Origin of the sequence: Shewanella loihica PV-4 (genome assembly GCF_000016065.1) — a bacterium.
Taxonomy (GTDB): Bacteria; Pseudomonadota; Gammaproteobacteria; order Enterobacterales; family Shewanellaceae; genus Shewanella; species Shewanella loihica.
This window is the reverse complement of sequence record NC_009092.1, coordinates 649941-667781: the sequence shown is the minus strand read 5'-3', so window position 1 is coordinate 667781 and position 17841 is coordinate 649941. Positions and strand designations below refer to the sequence as shown.

Genomic DNA, 17841 nt, shown 5'->3' with positions numbered 1-17841 from the left:
TCCGAGGCTAATCGCTCGGCTTCTCTTGGGCTAAAGATCTTAATGACTTAAGATCTCAGGACTTAGGCTCTCAAGCTCTCAAGGATTTAGGCTCTCAAAAAAATAGCTCTCAATTAAACAGCCGCGGCTTCTCGTAATTTAATCGTGTCCAATGCTCGGGGCAGCTGTAATAGCTTGCCAGCACCAGCTCCCGCAGCCCCTGAAAGGCGGTGACCATAAGGTCGAGAAAACTCGTCCGCCAGGCCTCCAGCATGGCCACCAGCTCCTGGGGTTGACGCATCAGCAAGGGGGTCATGTTGCCGGTAAGCAGTAGCAGTCCCAGGCGCGACTCAAGCAGCTCCAGCAGTTGCTCGAGCTCGTCGCGGGACTCCTCGGGCAGCAGATCCATGGTCGCCACTATGGCATCTAAGGTGCGGTTTTGCGCCGCCACGCGCAGCGACTGGGTATGGGGCAAGGCGCCGTCGAGAAACACGGGCACCAGCAGGCTAAACAGCAGGCGATGGGACTGATCCAGAGATGCACTCACCCTCACCTGCGGCGGGTGATACAGGTTTACCCCCAGTGCCAGGGCGCCGGTCCCCACCAGGGCCGTGGTTAGAAAGGTGCGTCGATTCATCTTATTCCCTGTGCTCTGTGATTAGCGATATTCCATGAGCTCCCTTCGAAAACAAGGAGCGACTCGAATCTATGTTACACTAGCTAGATAACTAACAATTAAACACATGTTTTAATTTTCGGCAACAGCGATTTATGACCCAGCGTACCTTCACGCCCCCCTGGTGGGCAAGAAATCCCCATGTGCAAACTATCCTGCCTGTGCTGACCAAGGTGAACAAGCCCGCCCTCACTCGCCAGCGCCTGGAGCTGGAAGACGGCGACTTTATCGATCTCGACTGGCTGGCTAAACCCACACAGACGGCACCCACACAGATTGAGCCTATAGTCGTGCTGGTGCATGGGCTGGAAGGCAGCGCCGACTCTCACTATGCCAGACGTCTGCTCACTCTGCTGGACGACCACAAGGTTGCCGCCCTGGTGCATCATCATCGCAGCTGTTCTGGCGTGACCAATCGTCTCGCCCGCAGCTATCACAGCGGCGATACGCAAGATCTGCACACCACTCTCAGCCAGCTGCGAAGGGACTATCCCGACTCGCCGCTGCTGGCGGTGGGTTACAGCCTGGGCGGTAATGTGCTGACCAAATATATGGGCGAGCATGGCAGTGACAGCCTGGTGGATCGCGCCGTGGTGATCTCGGCGCCGCTGCAGCTGGGCGCCTGCGCCAAGCGCCTCAGACACGGCTTCTCCAAGGTCTACCAGAGCTATCTCATCAAGCAGCTACAACAGAAGGTGCGCGACAAGCTGGCCCTGCCAGATCTGAGTGCCCAGATGCCGGTGACCCAGGCCGAGGTGGAGAGCCTAACCACCTTTCATCTGTTCGATGACAGGGTCACCGCGCCGCTGCACGGCTTCGATGGCGTCGAAGACTATTACCGGCGCGCTAGTGGTCTGCCCTACCTGAGTCAGGTGGCTAAGCCGACCCTGGTGATCCACGCCAAGGACGATCCCTTCATGACAGATGAGGTGATCCCGACTCAGGAGGCGCTCTCGCCCCAGGTCACCTATGAGCTGCACCCACAGGGCGGTCACGTTGGCTTTATCGACGGCGGCCATCCCTTCAAACCCAGATATTATCTGGAGCAGCGCATCGTCCATTTTCTGCTGGAGGCTTAACCATGCTGGTCCCCTATCAATCCCTGCTGCAACTGCCGGCCGAGACCCTGGATAATCTGATCAAGGAGTTTCTCTTCACCCAGACCGAGGATGGCAGCTTCGCCAGCCTGGATGGCGAGGCCTTGGCCCGCGCCATCAAACAGTGCCGCCAGGCGTTGGCCCGCAGCGAACTTGTGGTCGAATACAGCGAAGAAGATGAATCTATCGCCATACGCTACCGGCAAGATACCCTGACACAACAGAGCCAAGATGACGGGCCCTGTTGACCTTTAGGTTATCCGTGCCGTATAACTATTGGTTCACAATTGCCCGTTATCGGGCATCAGCTTAGCGCTATTTAGGTAAAAGAATGTCTGCTAAACACCCCATTATTGCCGTAACCGGCTCCTCTGGAGCGGGCACCACGACGACCACGACAGCATTTAGCCATATCTTCCGTCAGTTGGGGATCAATGCCGCGATGATCGAGGGCGACAGCTTTCACCACTACACGCGTCCCGAGATGGAACTGAAGATCCGTCAGGCACAGAACGAGAACCGCAACATCAGCTATTTCGGCCCCGAGGCCAACGATTTTGGCAAGCTGGAGCAGTGCTTTAGCGACTATAGCGCCACAGGTCAGGGCGAGACCCGCTCCTACCTGCACACCTTCGACGAGGCCGTGCCCTTCAACCAGATGCCCGGCACCTTCACCCAGTGGCGACCGCTGCCGGAAAACACCGACATGCTCTATTACGAAGGCTTACACGGCGGCGTGGTAACCGATGACTGCGACGTGGCCCAGCACGTGGACCTGCTGATCGGCATGGTGCCCATAGTTAACCTGGAGTGGATCCAGAAGATCATCCGCGATACCTCAGACAGAGGCCACAGCCGCGAGAAGGTGATGGGCTCTATCGTGCGCAGCATGGAAGACTATATCAACCATATGACGCCGCAGTTCTCCCGCACCCATATCAACTTCCAGCGGGTCCCTACGGTAGACACCTCTAACCCCTTCAGCGCCAAGACCATCCCCAGCCTGGATGAGAGCTTCGTGGTGATCCGTTTTCGTGGCATCAAGAACGTCGACTTCCCCTATTATCTGAAGATGATCGATGGCTCCTTCATGTCGCGCATCAACACCCTGGTGGTGCCCGGCGGCAAGATGTCGCTGGCGATGGAGCTGATCCTTACCCCGCTGATTCGGGATCTGCTGGAGAAGCGTCAGCACCTGTTGGATCTGGATAGCGAATAAATTTTCACCGCTCGCACCCGCTTCAGTCAGAGATAGATTCGCTTAAGCTTTATTTAAGTCTGCTCACATACAATGCTGGCTATCGGGATTTCAGGCGAAAGACTGATAGTTAGTATACTCTTGGGAGTGAATTCCCCCATCTTGATCTGTTTGCTTCCTCGAGTATGCTAGCGTCCCGACACCACCTCTTGCACGCCACTCTGCATTAATTTCCCTGCGTTACCGTCCTAACTATTTCAGGCCGAATACTTCAAACATAAAGCGTTCAGACATAAAAAACGCCGACCCGAGTCGACGTCTTAATCTTTAGGAAACCGGTATTTACTGACGTAAGAGCTACTGTGACAGCGGTACCACTTCACGGTATGGCTTCTGCTGGCGATAGTTTTCCAGCCTTAATTCAAATTCATCTGACTTATCGAACTCGGCCGTCTGTTTGAGCGCCTTGATCGCCTGCTTCTGCAGATCCACCGCCGAGCTGTAATCGCCAATCTCGGCATAGGCTGCCGCCAGATTATCCAAGTTAGTCGGGTCTTGCTTGTTGGCCTCGACCAGCCCCTTGCCAATGGCCAGGGCCTTACCGCCGTCACGATACTTGGCCTCGGGACAGGTAGAGAGGATCCACACCACGTTGCCCAGGGAGATCTCATCGCCCACCGCCATGAAGTTATCGACCGCCTTACCACAGTTGCGCGCCACACCATTACCACCGGCGGCATAGATGAAACCTAAACGGAATTGGGCCCACTTGTCCTGCTCGCTCGCCAGGCTCAGATACCAACGTTCGGCCAGGGCCAAGTCACGAGGAATGATCTTACCGTCGAAGGCCAGATCCGCTATGGTCTGGGCCGCCTTCTTGTGGCCGGTCTCGGCGGCGCGTTCGACCCAGTTGGCACCCAACTGAGGATCCGGGCTAACGAAACGGCCGGAGAGATACATCAAACCGAGAAGAAATTGCGCCTCAGACTCGCCTTGGCTGGCTTTTAGCTGAATATGGGCCAACTTACTGGCAGGCGCCGCCGCTTCGGTAGCGGGCACAGAAAATGCCAGGGCAGGCTGCTGCACGGCAAACAGGGCCAGTAGGCCTGCGGCCAATTTCCAAACATGCTTTGTCACGATTCAAGACTCTCCTTCACCAGTTCATGTCACCTAGGGGGCGACACGAAATAGCCACAACTTTGAGCTGCCCAGGCCCGAATAAAATTCGGCGGCGCAGAGACTAACACTATCAATAATCCCCCCGCCAAGTCGAGTAAAAACCGTGTTTTACTGCATGAAAATCACAGGTGTTATCTCCTGGGCGGACAATAAGCACCTAGGCAGATGTGATATGGGCAACATTGTCGGCCAAATAAACTGGCCCGATTACGGTATTAGTTGACATATATTACTAATGTATCAAAATGAACTCCCACTATTGACAGCAAAGTAAATTACGTTACCGGCTGCATACTTATTGCAATAATTTGATCTCTGACGAGGTTTTTTGGCCCTAATTGACGTAATCTGCTTATTTAGCATATTCTTGTATTTACATTAATCAGTCGAGGAACATAGGCATGGCTCTGATTGGTAAGCCTAAACCTGATCCAACGTTGGAATGGTTTTTATCACACTGTCACATTCATAAGTACCCAGCCAAAAGCACTCTGATCCATGCGGGTGAAGACTCTGACACGCTGTACTACATAGTGAAGGGTTCTGTTGCCGTCTTGATTAAAGATGAAGAAGGCAAAGAGATGATCCTCTCTTACCTGAACCAAGGTGACTTCATCGGTGAATTGGGTCTGTTTGAAGAGCAAGCCGAGCGTACCGCTTGGGTTCGTGCCAAGCAAGCCTGTGAAATCGCTGAGATCTCTTACAAGAAATTTAAGCAGCTGATCCAGGTTAACCCTGAGATCCTGATGAAGCTCTCTTCTCAGATGGCTTACCGTCTGCAAAGCACCAGCCAGAAAGTGGGCGATCTTGCCTTCCTGGACGTTGCCGGTCGTATCGCGCAGACGCTACTGCACCTGGCTAAGCAACCAGACGCCATGACCCATCCAGACGGCATGCAGATCAAGATCACTCGCCAAGAGATTGGTCAGATCGTGGGCTGTTCTCGCGAAACCGTGGGCCGTATCCTCAAGATGCTTGAAGAGCAGAATCTGATCCAAGCACACGGCAAAACTATCGTGGTTTACGGTACCCGCTAAGCTAACATTAAGTTAGATTTAATAGATCTTAGTTAAAGTGGCCTGACTCCTTAGTCAGGCCATTTTTTTAGGACAGCCTCAGTGAAACCGACCGCCGTTATCAGCACCTTACTGCTTAGTGTCTGCTCACTGCTCAGTCCTGCCGCGACCGCCGTTATCGAACTGGAGCACAACCAGGCTCAAGAGCTGGTCAGCGAAGGCAAAATCCTCTCTCTCGATCTCACCCTCAGCCAGGTACAGGCCTACTGCGATGGCAAACTGGTGGACGCCCACCTGTTTCATGCCCAGGGCCACTGGCGCTACGATCTGCAGATCAAATCGGCCAATGGCGAGCTGATCTCCCTGGATATCGACGCCACCACCGGCCGTCACAGCACCAACAAGCCCCTGCCCCAGGCCTGCGTACCGCACAAAAACTAGCGCCGAAATATCCGCTTAGGGTGAAAAAGTGTATTATCAATTCAGGTCGATGCGACTCGGCCACCTCCATGTAGACAGAAGCGCCTGCCGCGCTAAGGTAGAGAAAAACGATGAAATTGCTGCTGGTTGAAGACAACACCCTACTGGTCGATGAGCTTGCCAAACAGCTGAAGCAGGCCGGCTATGTCACAGATGTCACCGACAGAGCCGCCGAAGCCGACTACCTGATCAAAGAAACCCATTATGATTGTGTCATCCTGGATATCGGCCTGCCCGACGGCAACGGTCTGCAGCTGCTGGAGACCTGGCGCAACCAGGGCATAGACACGCCGGTGATCATGCTCACCGCCCGCAGCCAGTGGCACGAGAAGGTCGAAGGCTTCAACGCCGGCGCCGACGATTACCTGGGCAAGCCCTTCCACAGCCAGGAGCTGCTGGCGCGCATTCACGCCCTGATCAATCGTGCCCACGGCAAGACCAACAGCCCCACCAAGGAGCTGAGCTTCGAGGGAGTCACCCTGGACGAGAGCCAGCAGAGCGTCACCGTTGGCGAGCAGCAGTTCGAACTCACCGCCATGGAGTTTCGCCTGCTGAAGATCTTCCTCATGTCGCCCAAGAAACTGCTCTCCAAGGCGCAGCTGACCGACAAGCTGTATCAGTTTGATGACGAGAAGGAGAGTAACGTGGTGGAGGTCTATGTGACCCACCTGCGTAAGAAGCTGGGTAAGACGGCCATCGAGACCCGCAGGGGACAGGGCTACATCTTCCACGGCCTCAAGCCATGATATCGATCCGCACTAAGCTCAGCCTATGGCTGTCGGCCTTAGTCATCATCTCCACCTTCGTGGCGATCGTCATCTTCGAGTCCATGTTGCGTCAGGCATTTCACGACTCGATCATCGACCGCCTCGAAGAAGATTTAGAGCAGGTGTTACTGGCGATTCAGTTCGACAACGGCGACATCAGCATAGACCCCAACCAGGTCTCTAACTTCTACAAGCCCGTCTATTCCGGGCGCTACTACCAACTCAACCTCAAAGATATCGAGCTGAGATCCCGCTCCCTTTGGGATCAACGCCTGGAGATAGAACCCCTCTCCAAGGGCCAGACCCGGGTATGGCAGACCAAGGGGCCACAGAATCACGATATTCAACTGCTCTCCCTGGGACTAAGCAGCGCCGATGCCAAGGTGCAGGCGACGCTCACGGTCGCCCAGGATCTCAGTATCGGCCGCCAGGTATTCTCCCAGGTCTATGGCACTAAGCTGTCGGTCAACCTGGCCATGCTGCTTACCATGGTGGCGGGGATCTTCATTCTGCTGAGGCAATCCTTCAAACCGATCAACGACATGCAGCGGGCGCTGATGAAGCTCAGAGAGGGGGAGATCACCGCGCTGGACACCAGCAAGATCCCACCAGAGCTGGCGCCCCTGGCCCAGACCTACAACGAATTGTTGCAATACTCGAGCAAGCAGATGGAGCGCAGCCGCAACAACCTGGGCAACCTCAGCCATGGCCTCAAGACGCCGCTGGCGGTGATGCAGCAGCAGGTCGAGGTGCTGGGACTAAAAGATCCCGAGGCCGCCAGCGCCATGCAGAGCCAGCTGGATCAGATCCACAAGATGATAGAGCGCAAGTTGGCGGCGGCGCGAATTACCGGCGACATGCTGCCCGCGGCCCAGATGCAGCTACCCAAAGATCTACAGGATCTGGCCCAGACCCTCACCAAGGTGCACGGCCACAAGGCGATCGCCTGCGAGTTTAGCCTGGACGAGCGCTTAAGCCGCCTGCCTATTCACCGAGAAGATGGCATGGAGCTTATCGGTAACCTGCTGGATAACGCCTTCAAGTGGGCTGACAGCAAGGTGGCGGTGTCGACGGCGCAAACCGATGAGCAGATATTGCTGACCATAGAAGATGATGGCCCGGGGGTCGCCGACGAGGCCCTCAGCCTGCTGACCCAGAGGGGCAAGCGCCTAGACGAGGCGATCATGGGCCATGGCCTTGGGCTCTCAATCGTCAAGGATATTGCCGAGCAGTATGAGATAAGCCTAGCCTTCGAGCACAGCCAGCAGCTGGGCGGACTGAAGATCACCCTTGGCTTAAAGGATAGGCTTTAACGGATAACTTTCGAGACCCAGTTAAAACAACCCATTCGCCCACAAAAAAAGCCGATGCAGTGCATCGGCTTTTTACTGTCAGAGATTCACCCCAGGATTAACCTGCGTTGTTGGTGCTCTCGAAGATCTTGTCCGCAGAAGCTGCCACGAAGCCTGTGTAAAGCTCGCCGTCTGCCTTAGGGTAGCGCAAGGCAAACTCGTAGAAACAGCTTGGAATCGTCTTCTGGACGTCTTTAAAGGCCACATTGACCTTGTCGGCCATGGTCGATGACTGCTCGAGCAGTACGTCCGCCGACCCCTTAACCTCACCGCCGACGCTGTTGAGCACGAAATCGCCCTGCTTCAGGGTTTCGTTCACCTCAAGGATAGTGTTGTATCCAGGCAGGTGGTTGATCGACACGGTAAAGTGGTTTGCGCGGTAACCGAAGGCCGCTACCCACGCCGCGTACTCGCTCTCGGCCAGTAGCTGCTCGTAGGTTGCGTAATCCAGCTCCCAGTGACGGCCAGAGTAGAGGAAGTTATCCGCGGTGGTTGCGGCTTCATCCACCTGCTCTACCAGACCATGAACTATGGCTTGCAGCTCAGGACTGAAGGCTTCGACCATCAGCTCAGAGATAAACACCTTAGGCTGAGTCGGATCCGGATGTTCGAAGTGCTTGGCCTTAAGCTTCTTGGCTTCGAAGTCGTAGTCGCCACAGGCCACATAGCCCAAAGACTCGAAATGCTTCGCCAGAACGCTCAGGTTTACCTTGGCAATGTTGAAGGTACGTAGGGCGATATGATCGTTGATGATGGTCTCACCCTTGGCCAATAGCTGGTGTACCTTGGCGGCTGAGGGGGTCATTTCAACATAGTCGTCCCATAGGGCGGCAAATAGCTGGTTTACATCGGTATGCATCAATTTCTTCCTTAACATCATCGTGTTACCGGTCGTTATCGCGCCGGTTTGTTTGTTTTCACGATATAAGTACAACGAGAATTTTCGTGTACGCCTATAAAAATGGGAGCAGGCAAGACGCCCACTCCCATGCTTGTTTACTAAAGGGTCAGACCCGGACTCAGGCTGGCTGGCATGGCCAGGGCATCGGCCTCGACCGAAGCGACCGGATAGGCACAGTAGTCGGCGGCATAGAAGGCGCTCGCCCTGTGGTTACCCGAGGCGCCAACGCCACCAAAAGGTGCCGAACCTGATGCGCCTGTGATCTGCTTGTTCCAGTTGACGATACCCGCACGGATACGCGCCAAGAAGTAGTCGTAGTCTTCGCGGCTGTCCGCCAAGATACCGGCAGAGAGGCCATAGCGGGTGTCGTTCGCCAGCTTGATCGCCTCGTCGAAGTCTGTGTAGCGCACCACCTGCAGCAGTGGGCCGAAGTACTCTTCGTCTGGCAGCTCGATCACCTGAGTCACATCGATAAGACCAGGAGACACAAGGCCGGTACCGGCTTCCAGATGCTTAAGCTCAACCAGCGGTGTACCGCCCAGGTTGATCAGGTTACGTTGAGCTTCTACCATGCCTTTGGCCGCGGCCTCAGAAATCATAGAGCCCATGAATGGCTGTGGCTGCGCATTCCAAGGACCCACCTTGATCTGCTTAACCGCCTCGGCCAGCTTAGCCAGCAGTGCATCGCCCTCGGCGCCCTTCTCCACATAGAGACGACGGGCACAGGTGCAGCGTTGACCCGATGAGATGTAAGCCGACTGAATGATATCGTGAACCGCCGCCAGGGTGTCTTTAACGCCCTTGATGATCAGCGGGTTGTTGCCGCCCATCTCCAGCGCCAGGATCTTACCCGGATGACCCGCGTATTGTTGGTGCAGGATGTGGCCCGTACGTGAGCTACCGGTGAAGAAGAGGCCGTCGATCTGCGGATGTGACGCCAGCGCCTTGCCGGTTTCCACTTCGCCTTGAACCAGGTTGATCACGCCAGCCGGCAGACCCGCCTTCTCCCACAGCTTGAGCATCAGCTCGGCCGTCTTAGGGGTGAGTTCAGATGGCTTGAACACGACTGTGTTACCCGCAAGCAGTGCAGGCACGATATGGCCGTTCGGCAGGTGGCCCGGGAAGTTGTAGGGACCAAATACCGCCACCACGCCGTGTGGCTTGTGACGCAGCACGGCGCGGCCGGCTGGGGTGTCGTTTTCAGAGGTGCCGGTACGCTTGTGGTAGGCAGCGACCGACAGGCCGATCTTACCGATCATGGCCCCTGCTTCGGTCGCGGTTTCCCACTGTGGCTTACCGGTTTCCTGAGCGATCACCTCGGCGATATCGCCCTTGTGAGCCTCGAGCTGGTCGCGGTAGGCTTCGACAATCGCCAGGCGGGCATCGAAGCCCAGCATGAACCAGTCGAACTGAGCGGCACGCGCCGCCTCTACTGCTGCGTTAACCTGCTCTGGGGTCGCCGTCTTGCTTTCCCAGATCACTTCTTGATTTGCTGGGTTCTTCGAGACCACATCGTGGCCCAGACCGGCAACCCACTGGCCGTTAATAAATTGACTCATCATATATTCCTACATTGCCAAGACACGGATCTGTTCGCCTTCGGCCACCAGCAGCGCACCGGCGAGCTCGGGTGACAGGATCACCTCATCGGTTTCATCGCTGACCATCAAGTTGGCCGAGGTGGCGCGGTAACCCGCTAACAAAGTATTTGAGATAATAAAACTGCTGCTCGAGACAGGCATCTCGCCCACCTTGACCGTCAGCAGACGGCTCTCTCTCACCGAACGAATATCGTTAAGATTGCACTCGACCGTTGGACCGCCGTCGAAGATATCCACATAGCCACGGCATCTAAAGCCCTCTGCCTGTAACAGGTTAAGCGCAGGACGAGTGTTGGTGTGCACCTCGCCGATCACCTTCTGCGCCTCTTCGGGCAGCAGACAGACATAGACGCTGTTTTTCGGCATCATCTCGGCCATGAAGGCCTTCTGACCCAGGCCCGACAGGTAGTCGGCCTGCACGAAGTCGATGCCGAGGAAGTTCTTCTGCAGCCAGCCATAGAAAGGTGAGTTGCCCTCGGCGTCGCTCTCGCCGCGCATCTCGGCGATCACTGTGTCGCCAAAGCGTTCGGCGTGCTGTGCCAGGAACAGGAAACGGCTGCGAGACAGCATGCGCCCGTTGTTGTTCTTACGGTAGGTGTCGCGCAGGAACAGGGTACATAGCTCGGCGGCGCCCGTGTAGTCGTGACACAGGGTCAGGGTTTCCACCTCGTTGCGCACGTCGATCTGCTCAGAGTAGTAGACCTCTGTGCCCAGACGGTAGTGATAAAACGCATCGACCATGCCGACCGCGGCCTCGAGGCCACAGGTACCGACCACTTCGCCAGTCTCTGTGTCTTCCAGCACCATAAGATAGCCCTCGTCGAACGGCTTCTCGATCTCTTTAACGAACGAGGCCTCGACGCGGGCAATCTTATTTCTTAATAGTTCTTCATTGACGGGTAAAGACGTGAATCCATGACCTGACTCGATGGCGATCTGATACAAGGCATCGAAATCGCTCGATCGTATGGGGCGGATAATTAACATCTTCGGGTCTCCTCACTTGTCCTTGTCGTTCAAACGCAGACAGCCTTAACAATTAAGACCTATATGCCACGCTTGAGGTTCAAGGTTTTCTCTCAGACAAAAAAGCGCGGTTGTTATGCCGCGCTTATGCTGTCGCTTAGCCAGCTACAACCTTGGCTACTGCACGTTCGAAACGAGCAAGACCCTCGGCGATATCGGCCTCAGGGATAACAAGAGAAGGAGTAAAGCGGATCACGTTTGGACCGGCTATCAGGCACATCAGGCCTTCGCTGGTACCGGCAACCAAGAAATCTTTCGAGCGCCCCTGATACTGCTCGTTGAGCACGGCGCCCAGCAGCAGGCCTTGACCGCGAACCTCGGTGAACACATGGTACTTTTCGTTGATCTGATTCAGACCATCACGTAGCAGCTGCTCGCGACGTTTAACACCATCGAGTACCTCAGGCGTGTTCACGACATCCAGTACCGCGTTACCGATTGCACAGGCTAATGGGTTACCGCCGTAGGTTGAACCATGGGTACCAATCTTAAGGTGAGAGGCGATCTCTGTAGTGGTCAGCATGGCCGCGATAGGGAAACCACCACCCAGCGCCTTGGCTGTGGTGAGGATGTCAGGCGTCACTTCGGTGCGCATGTAGGCATAAAGCTCACCAAGACGACCCACACCAGTCTGAACTTCATCGAAGATCACCAGGGCGTTGTGCTTATCTGCCAGGGCACGTACGGCACGCAGGAACTCAGGATCGGCGTCTATGATACCGCCTTCGCCCTGTAGTGGCTCGAGCATGATGGCACAGGTCTTGTCAGACACTTCGGCTTCCAGCGCCGCGATGTCGTTAAATGGTAGGTGGGTAATAGACTGTGGCTTAGGACCGAAACCGTCTGAATAGGCCGCCTGACCACCCACGCTCACGGTGAAGAAGGTACGACCGTGGAAGGCCTTGTCGAAGGCGATTATCTGATCCTTCTCGGCGCCAAACTTGTCCAGGGCGTAACGACGGGCCAGCTTAAGGGCCGCTTCGTTGGCTTCTGCACCTGAGTTCGCGAAATAAACCTTCTCGGCGAAAGTGGCCTCAACCAGCTTGGTAGCCAGTGCCAGTGCTGGCTCGTTGGTCATCACGTTGGCCAGGTGCCAGATCTTCTCGCCCTGCTCTTTCAGTGCGCCCACTAGCGCAGGATGACAATGACCAAGACAGTTCACCGCGATACCGCCGGCGAAGTCGACAAACTCGTTGCCTTCCTGGTCCCAAACACGGCTACCCTCACCACGGACAGGGATCACAGCCGAAGGTGCATAATTAGGCACCATTACTTCATCAAACTGGGCTCGGGTTAGCTTATGGTTCACGCTCATTCTACTCATCCTTTCAATGTTGCCGAAGGCTTCAATCGCCTGTCGTACCCGTCTTTTTCCAAAAAGCGACGCCTATCGGTGACGGTTATTTTGTTATCTAGGGGGACATTAATAGCGAAAACGTGATCAAAATACCAGTTCCTCCAGTCGAGCCTTCTTAGCATGTGCATAACAAATGCATAAAGATTTGAGCTTAAAGGTTATACAAGCGTTTATAACCTAGGCTTGAGCATAAATAGTCAGAAAAAAGTTTATCGACCCAAAATTCAACTAATAATATAATTTTTATGAATATATAGTCACATTTTGACGTGGCGTGGATAGTAAAACATTTCCACAGCAAATAACACTAAAAAGCATCAGTAAAACAGTTCATTCTCACTGCCCTGTTGTACACCGCCGTTTCCACTCGTTATTAGTAGGATGCGAGTGACCTGACAGACGCGGCCTGTAAGGTGAATGATGTCATCACTATCAATGGGATACATAGCGAAGGGTAAGGAGAAGGCGCCACTGTTAAGCTGAGTTTTGGGCGCCTTGGGAGAAGCTGCGCTTTACGGGCTAAGGGCTAACGCGAAGCGCTATAGGCCAGCACGCGATGTGCTAGCAGAGCTCTAATAAAGGTCTAGCTTGCGATAGTTCTGTCCCTTGAGGCGGATCTGCTCCTGCTCCGAGAGCTGATAATAGTCGAACATCATCTGCTTCTCTTTAGGCGAGATCAGCCGCATCTCATCTAGCATCAACACCTTGGCATAACAGCTGGCCCGGGCGACCAGAGCCGCCTCGGTCGACAACTCACTATAGCTGAGACAGGTATCCAGCTCCCTCTGAGTCTGGGTCAGTCCGCTGGCGGAAAAATCCAGCAGCTCTGGCAGACGCCAGTTGAGAGTATGGGCGTGTTGCAGCACCTGCTGGTAGATATCCTCGGCGGGAAATTCTGTGGCCAGTACGGCGTCATGCAGCTCCTTGTCACGACTGGCACTGGCCTCCCTGAGCCAGTTGCCCCAGATGCTCTCGTAGACCTTGGCACCATTCTTGAGCACCACAGAGACCCCCAGCTGATAGAGCAGGCTGCTGGTGTAGGCGGTGGCCATGTCCTGCTCGTTTAGCTGCGCCAGCGCCTTGGCGGCGATGCCGGTGACCATGGCGTAACGCCACAGCTTACGAGTGGTCCAAAGCAGATTGGCATGCCCGGTTGGCAGCCAGTTGCGCAAGCAGTAATAGGGGATCAGCAGCCTGAGGTTTTCGACACCGATGAAGTTGAGCACCAGCTTTATCTCAGTGACCTTCACGTCCGAGCGCTGCTGTCGCTTGTGACGAAACGAAGGACTGTTGACCATGTTGGTGAGATCCCGCGCCAGCCAGGGCAGATCGGCTATAAGCAGGCGCAACCGGCTCAGATCCAGGTTCTTCTGCTGTAGCAGCTCCAGCATCAACATCTGACTGGCGTTGATGCCCGAGTGCTGGATCAAGAGCTCGGGAGACGCCAGTTGATTATCCAGGGTGCTGTTGACCGTAGTGATCAGCTGCTTGGATACCGCCTCGTACACCTGCCGTGCCTGGATCTGTTTGGAGAGGCGCTCGAACACGGCGTCGCGCTCGATGGCGAGCTTATTGGCATCGTTTTCCAGTTCACGGTCTAAGTCATCAAACATGGAGGCCGCAGCCTTCTGCTTACCCACTATGATCTGTTTCAGAAGCCTGTGTTCGATATCTATGATGATGCCCGGACGGACACCACCGGCAATGGACTTTGCCACCTAAGCCGTTCTCCTCAGCTAATTGAGCGCATTAGGCTTATATTACACCAAATCACGCACTTGGCAGATCCCCTTGCAATAAAAAGGGCCTCGAATGAGGCCCTGGTCGGTTATTTAAGCTCTTGCTCGAACAACTTGAAGATGCGGCGGTATTCATCTAACCAGCTCGAAGGCTGACGGAAGCCGTGGGGCTCGACCGGATAGATGGCAGTCTCGAACATAGGCTTCTCCAGCTCGATCAGGCGCTGCACCAGACGCACGCTGTCCTGGAAGAAGACATTATCATCCAGCACACCACTCATCACCAACAGCGGCTTCTGCAGTCCCTGTGCGTGCTCGATAGGCGAGCTGCGCTCATAGGCAATAGCATCCACATCCGGTGTGTTAAGAATGTTAGAGGTGTATGGCGCGTTGTAGTGCGCCCAGTCGCTCACGGGGCGCAGCGCCGCACCGGCTTGGAACAGCTCGGGCTCGGTAAACAGCGCCATGAAGGTGAGGAAGCCACCGTAAGAGCCACCATAGGTGCCGACGCGCTTAAGATCCACATGGGTATTGGCCACCATCCAGTTAACGCCGTCCTTCAGATCTTCCACCTCTGGATGGCCCATGTTGCGATAGATCGCCGTGCGCCAGTCGCGGCCATAGCCTTTAGAGCCACGATAGTCCATGTCCATGACCACATAACCCTGCTGAGTCAGCAAATTGTGAAACATGAACTCGCGGAAGTAGCCGGAGAAACCATAGTGGGCATTTTGCAGATAACCGGCGCCATGGTTGAAGATCACCGCAGGGTACTTATCGGCACGCGCCTTATCAAAGCCCTGTGGCAGATAGACTCTGGCATAGACATCGCCGGCGCCATGGGTAGATGGCACCTTAACCACCTCAGGGGCCTGCCAAGCATATTGCTTGAAGGCATCCGAGGTGTAGTGGGTCAGCTGCTTAAGTTCACCACCGATCGCCTGCACGTAGAGTTCGCTCGGCTGAGTACGACGAGAGGCCTTGAGCAGCAGCTTGCTGCCATCTGGGCTCAGGCTGTAATCCAGCTGACCATCCCACTGGGTGAGCTGCTCGCTCTGGCCATCGGCAATGTTAACGCGATAGACGTTGTCGATACCTGGATGGTCCTTGTTGGCCTTGTAGTAGATATACTCTGCCTTGGGGCCTAGGGTGATATCGCTGACCACATACTTACCCTGGGTCAGGGCCTGTGGCTTGGCGCCGCTCGCCTTGAGGTAGAGGTGGGAATAGCCGGTCTCTTCCGAGAGGTAATAGAGGGTATCGCTCTGTGGCAACCAGCCGAACTGGTTGAAGTTGTAGTTAACCCAGGCATCGTCATGTAGCCTGTGCTCTGTCTTCAATGAGCCCGACTTGAGGTTGAGGGTGGCAATCCATCTGTCTTTGTTGTCCACAGCCTCGAGCATGATGGCGACCTTGTTGTCCTTGGCCTGCCACTGCATGGCACTCTGGGTCCAGCCCCAGTCCTGCATCAGCTGCACCTTACGCGGCGACTTCTCACTCTTGTAGGTCTCACCCTTGGCCTTGGCATTTTCAGCCTTCACCGAGGCCAGCACGTCTTCATCGAAGCCGGTCAGGCCTTCGATGGTGATATCACGCTTCTCATGCTGCTCGAGATCCAAAAGCACCAGGCGCTCGCCGGGATACTTATCTTCGGCCACACGCGCCCTTGCAGGTACGGCATCCACATAACCCTGGCTGCCCAGATAGTTAGGCATGATGTCATGCTCGGCGCGCCAGCTGTAATTCTTGTCCACCAATGACAGTAGCAGGTAGCGACCATCCGGTGACAGGCTCATCTGGGAAACTGTCTCCTCGTCACCCAGATACCAGGTCTTGGCCGTCATGGTAGGGTCTTGCTTGGCCAGTTCCACCTGATATTGCTCTTTCTCTTTCGCCTGATTCTGCTTGAGGGCGACATATTCAATCAGTCTATGCTGCTGCTTGGCGATATAACTGCTAGGCGCCTCGACCCCTTTGGGCTGCTTGACCATCTTGATGTTGGCGATCTGTTCATACAGGCCACTGTCGCCGTGAATGCGAAACACCTGCTCGCCCTGCCAGTAGGCGATATCGCCGTTGGTGAGGAAACGCACCCCGTCCACCTTAGTGTTTTGACGGGTCAGCTGCGACACCTTGCCGCTGAGCAGATCTTTAACGAACAGGTTGCCCTGATAAATATAGGCCTTGCGGCTGCGGGCCTCGTCCATCACGCCATACTGCTGATCCGCCTGATGCAGGGCATCGAGCGCTAGCTTGGCGGCCTCACCCGAGACGAGTGGCTGTTGATAGTAGTCCAGTAGCGGCGATTGATGGGCCTGACGGGCAAAGTAAACCGACTGGCTGTCGTCACTCCAATATTCGCCCTTAGCCAGGATCCCCATCCAATCTGGATTGGCCATGATCTGTTTGAGGGTCAGCGGCTGATCCACGCTTGGCGGCGTGGCCAACGCCACCTGAGTGCTTGCCTGAGTCGTTACCTGAGTCTGTTGAGTATCGCTTGAAGGGGTGGCTGCACAGCCCCCCAAGATGGTGAGGGTCAAAATGCTGAGACCAAATCCACGAAACGCGCCCGTCATCGTCCTTCCTTATTATTTATGTCGCCGAGGCTAAGGCCCCAGCCTTGTTATTTTGCTGCCTTTTATATCACAAAATGGGAGTGGGACGAGGATGTGGGCGGGATAAAACTTGTAACAGTTTGAAAAAGAATTGGCCTAATTCGCTCTTGGCACTAGGCTCGAGCACCCTTTTAGTTACTGGAAGGAATGCTCTGCTTAACGAAATTTGCCAGCAGTTCGAGTCCCTGCTCGGTGAGGATAGATTCGGGATGAAACTGTACGCCAAACAAGCCAAGCTCGGGCCGGCTCATGGCCATGATCTCCCTGCCGTGAACCGGGTCGTCGAACCAGGCATCCAGGGTAAAGTCCTTGGGCAGCTGCTCGACCAGGAGGGAGTGATAACGGGTGACGGTGAGCGGTTGATTCAGCCCGGTAAACAGACCTTTGCCTGCATGAGCGATGGCGCTGGTCTTGCCATGCATCACCCGCTTGGCGCGTACCACCTGAGCCCCGAAGGCCTGAGCGATCGCCTGATGGCCGAGACAGACCCCCAATATGGGCAGCTTACCGGCGAAGGCCTTAATGGCCTCGAGGGAGATACCCGCCTCGTTAGGCGAACAGGGACCGGGTGAGATCACTAACCTGCTCGGCGCTAAAGCCTGGATATCGGCGAGGCTAAGCTCATCGTTGCGCCTGACGACAATCTCCTCCCCCAGCTGCTGAAAATACTGCACCAGGTTGAAGGTAAAGGAGTCGTAATTGTCGATCATCAGGATCATGAATAGAGTGCTCGTGTATATTGGGTGTGAGTTGCGGGTGTGAGTTACGCCGCATTTTTCTGGCGCAGATGCTAACACAGAGTCCAGGCGGGATCATCCATTCTACTGACGCCTCGGGCTTACCTCCCGCTATGCCCTC

General features: G+C 55.3%; 16 protein-coding genes. 7 read left to right on the top strand and 9 right to left on the bottom strand.

Features of this window, described 5'->3' with window-relative positions; genetic code table 11:
* Positions 1-109: 109 nt before the first annotated feature.
* Positions 110-616 carry a twin-arginine translocation signal domain-containing protein gene (locus tag SHEW_RS03035; protein ID WP_011864396.1) on the bottom strand — a complete coding sequence of 169 codons (507 nt, stop codon included), beginning with the start codon at positions 614-616 and terminating at the stop codon, positions 110-112.
* Positions 617-750: 134 nt separating this feature from the next.
* On the opposite strand from SHEW_RS03035, the gene SHEW_RS03030 reads away from it, so the two are divergent.
* From SHEW_RS03030 to SHEW_RS03020, 3 genes are all read left to right on the top strand, one after another.
* Positions 751-1734, top strand: coding sequence for a hydrolase (locus SHEW_RS03030; RefSeq protein WP_011864395.1), 984 nt, complete (start codon positions 751-753; stop codon positions 1732-1734).
* A gap of 2 nt (positions 1735-1736) precedes the next feature.
* On the top strand, positions 1737-2000 hold the full coding sequence (locus SHEW_RS03025) for a YheU family protein (protein ID WP_011864394.1): 264 nt from the start codon (positions 1737-1739) through the stop codon (positions 1998-2000).
* A gap of 83 nt (positions 2001-2083) precedes the next feature.
* Positions 2084-2971, top strand: coding sequence for a phosphoribulokinase (locus SHEW_RS03020; protein WP_011864393.1), 888 nt, complete (start codon positions 2084-2086; stop codon positions 2969-2971).
* Positions 2972-3307: 336 nt separating this feature from the next.
* On the opposite strand, the gene SHEW_RS03015 is transcribed toward SHEW_RS03020, so the two are convergent.
* Complete coding sequence (locus tag SHEW_RS03015) at positions 3308-4087, bottom strand: tetratricopeptide repeat protein (RefSeq protein WP_011864392.1); 780 nt, start codon at positions 4085-4087, stop codon at positions 3308-3310.
* Between the two features lie 443 nt (positions 4088-4530).
* On the opposite strand from SHEW_RS03015, the gene crp reads away from it, so the two are divergent.
* From crp to SHEW_RS02995, 4 genes are all read left to right on the top strand, one after another.
* Positions 4531-5166: a cAMP-activated global transcriptional regulator CRP gene (gene crp / locus SHEW_RS03010; protein WP_011864391.1), complete on the top strand. Its 636-nt coding sequence runs from the start codon at positions 4531-4533 to the stop codon at positions 5164-5166.
* A gap of 81 nt (positions 5167-5247) precedes the next feature.
* Complete coding sequence (locus SHEW_RS03005; RefSeq protein ID WP_011864390.1) at positions 5248-5586, top strand: PepSY domain-containing protein; 339 nt, start codon at positions 5248-5250, stop codon at positions 5584-5586.
* A gap of 110 nt (positions 5587-5696) precedes the next feature.
* Complete coding sequence (locus SHEW_RS03000; RefSeq protein ID WP_011864389.1) at positions 5697-6371, top strand: response regulator; 675 nt, start codon at positions 5697-5699, stop codon at positions 6369-6371.
* Entirely contained in the window at positions 6368-7705 is a 1338-nt protein-coding gene (locus SHEW_RS02995) for an ATP-binding protein (protein WP_011864388.1), read from the top strand. The genes SHEW_RS03000 and SHEW_RS02995 overlap by 4 nt, the downstream gene beginning before the upstream one ends.
* 97 nt (positions 7706-7802) lie before the next feature.
* Here SHEW_RS02995 and SHEW_RS02990 read toward each other — a convergent pair whose 3' ends face one another.
* The 7 genes from SHEW_RS02990 to SHEW_RS02960 all read right to left on the bottom strand — a co-directional run bounded on the left by SHEW_RS02990 (position 7803) and on the right by SHEW_RS02960 (position 17702).
* Positions 7803-8603: a DUF1338 domain-containing protein gene (locus SHEW_RS02990; RefSeq protein WP_011864387.1), complete on the bottom strand. Its 801-nt coding sequence runs from the start codon at positions 8601-8603 to the stop codon at positions 7803-7805.
* A 140-nt stretch (positions 8604-8743) separates the two neighbouring features.
* Entirely contained in the window at positions 8744-10204 is a 1461-nt protein-coding gene (astD, locus tag SHEW_RS02985; protein ID WP_041406340.1) for a succinylglutamate-semialdehyde dehydrogenase, read from the bottom strand.
* Positions 10205-10213: 9 nt separating this feature from the next.
* A complete protein-coding gene (gene astA, locus SHEW_RS02980) occupies positions 10214-11233 on the bottom strand; it encodes an arginine N-succinyltransferase (protein ID WP_011864385.1) in 1020 nt (339 codons plus the stop codon).
* A gap of 136 nt (positions 11234-11369) precedes the next feature.
* Positions 11370-12587 carry an aspartate aminotransferase family protein gene (locus tag SHEW_RS02975; protein WP_011864384.1) on the bottom strand — a complete coding sequence of 406 codons (1218 nt, stop codon included), beginning with the start codon at positions 12585-12587 and terminating at the stop codon, positions 11370-11372.
* 614 nt (positions 12588-13201) lie between these two features.
* A complete protein-coding gene (locus SHEW_RS02970) occupies positions 13202-14347 on the bottom strand; it encodes an HDOD domain-containing protein (RefSeq protein ID WP_011864383.1) in 1146 nt (381 codons plus the stop codon).
* Positions 14348-14457: 110 nt separating this feature from the next.
* A complete protein-coding gene (locus SHEW_RS02965) occupies positions 14458-16944 on the bottom strand; it encodes a S9 family peptidase (protein ID WP_011864382.1) in 2487 nt (828 codons plus the stop codon).
* 170 nt (positions 16945-17114) lie between these two features.
* Positions 17115-17702 (bottom strand): anthranilate synthase component II, encoded by a 588-nt coding sequence (locus tag SHEW_RS02960; RefSeq protein ID WP_011864381.1) that lies wholly within the window; start codon positions 17700-17702, stop codon positions 17115-17117.
* Between the last annotated feature and the right edge of the window lie 139 nt (positions 17703-17841).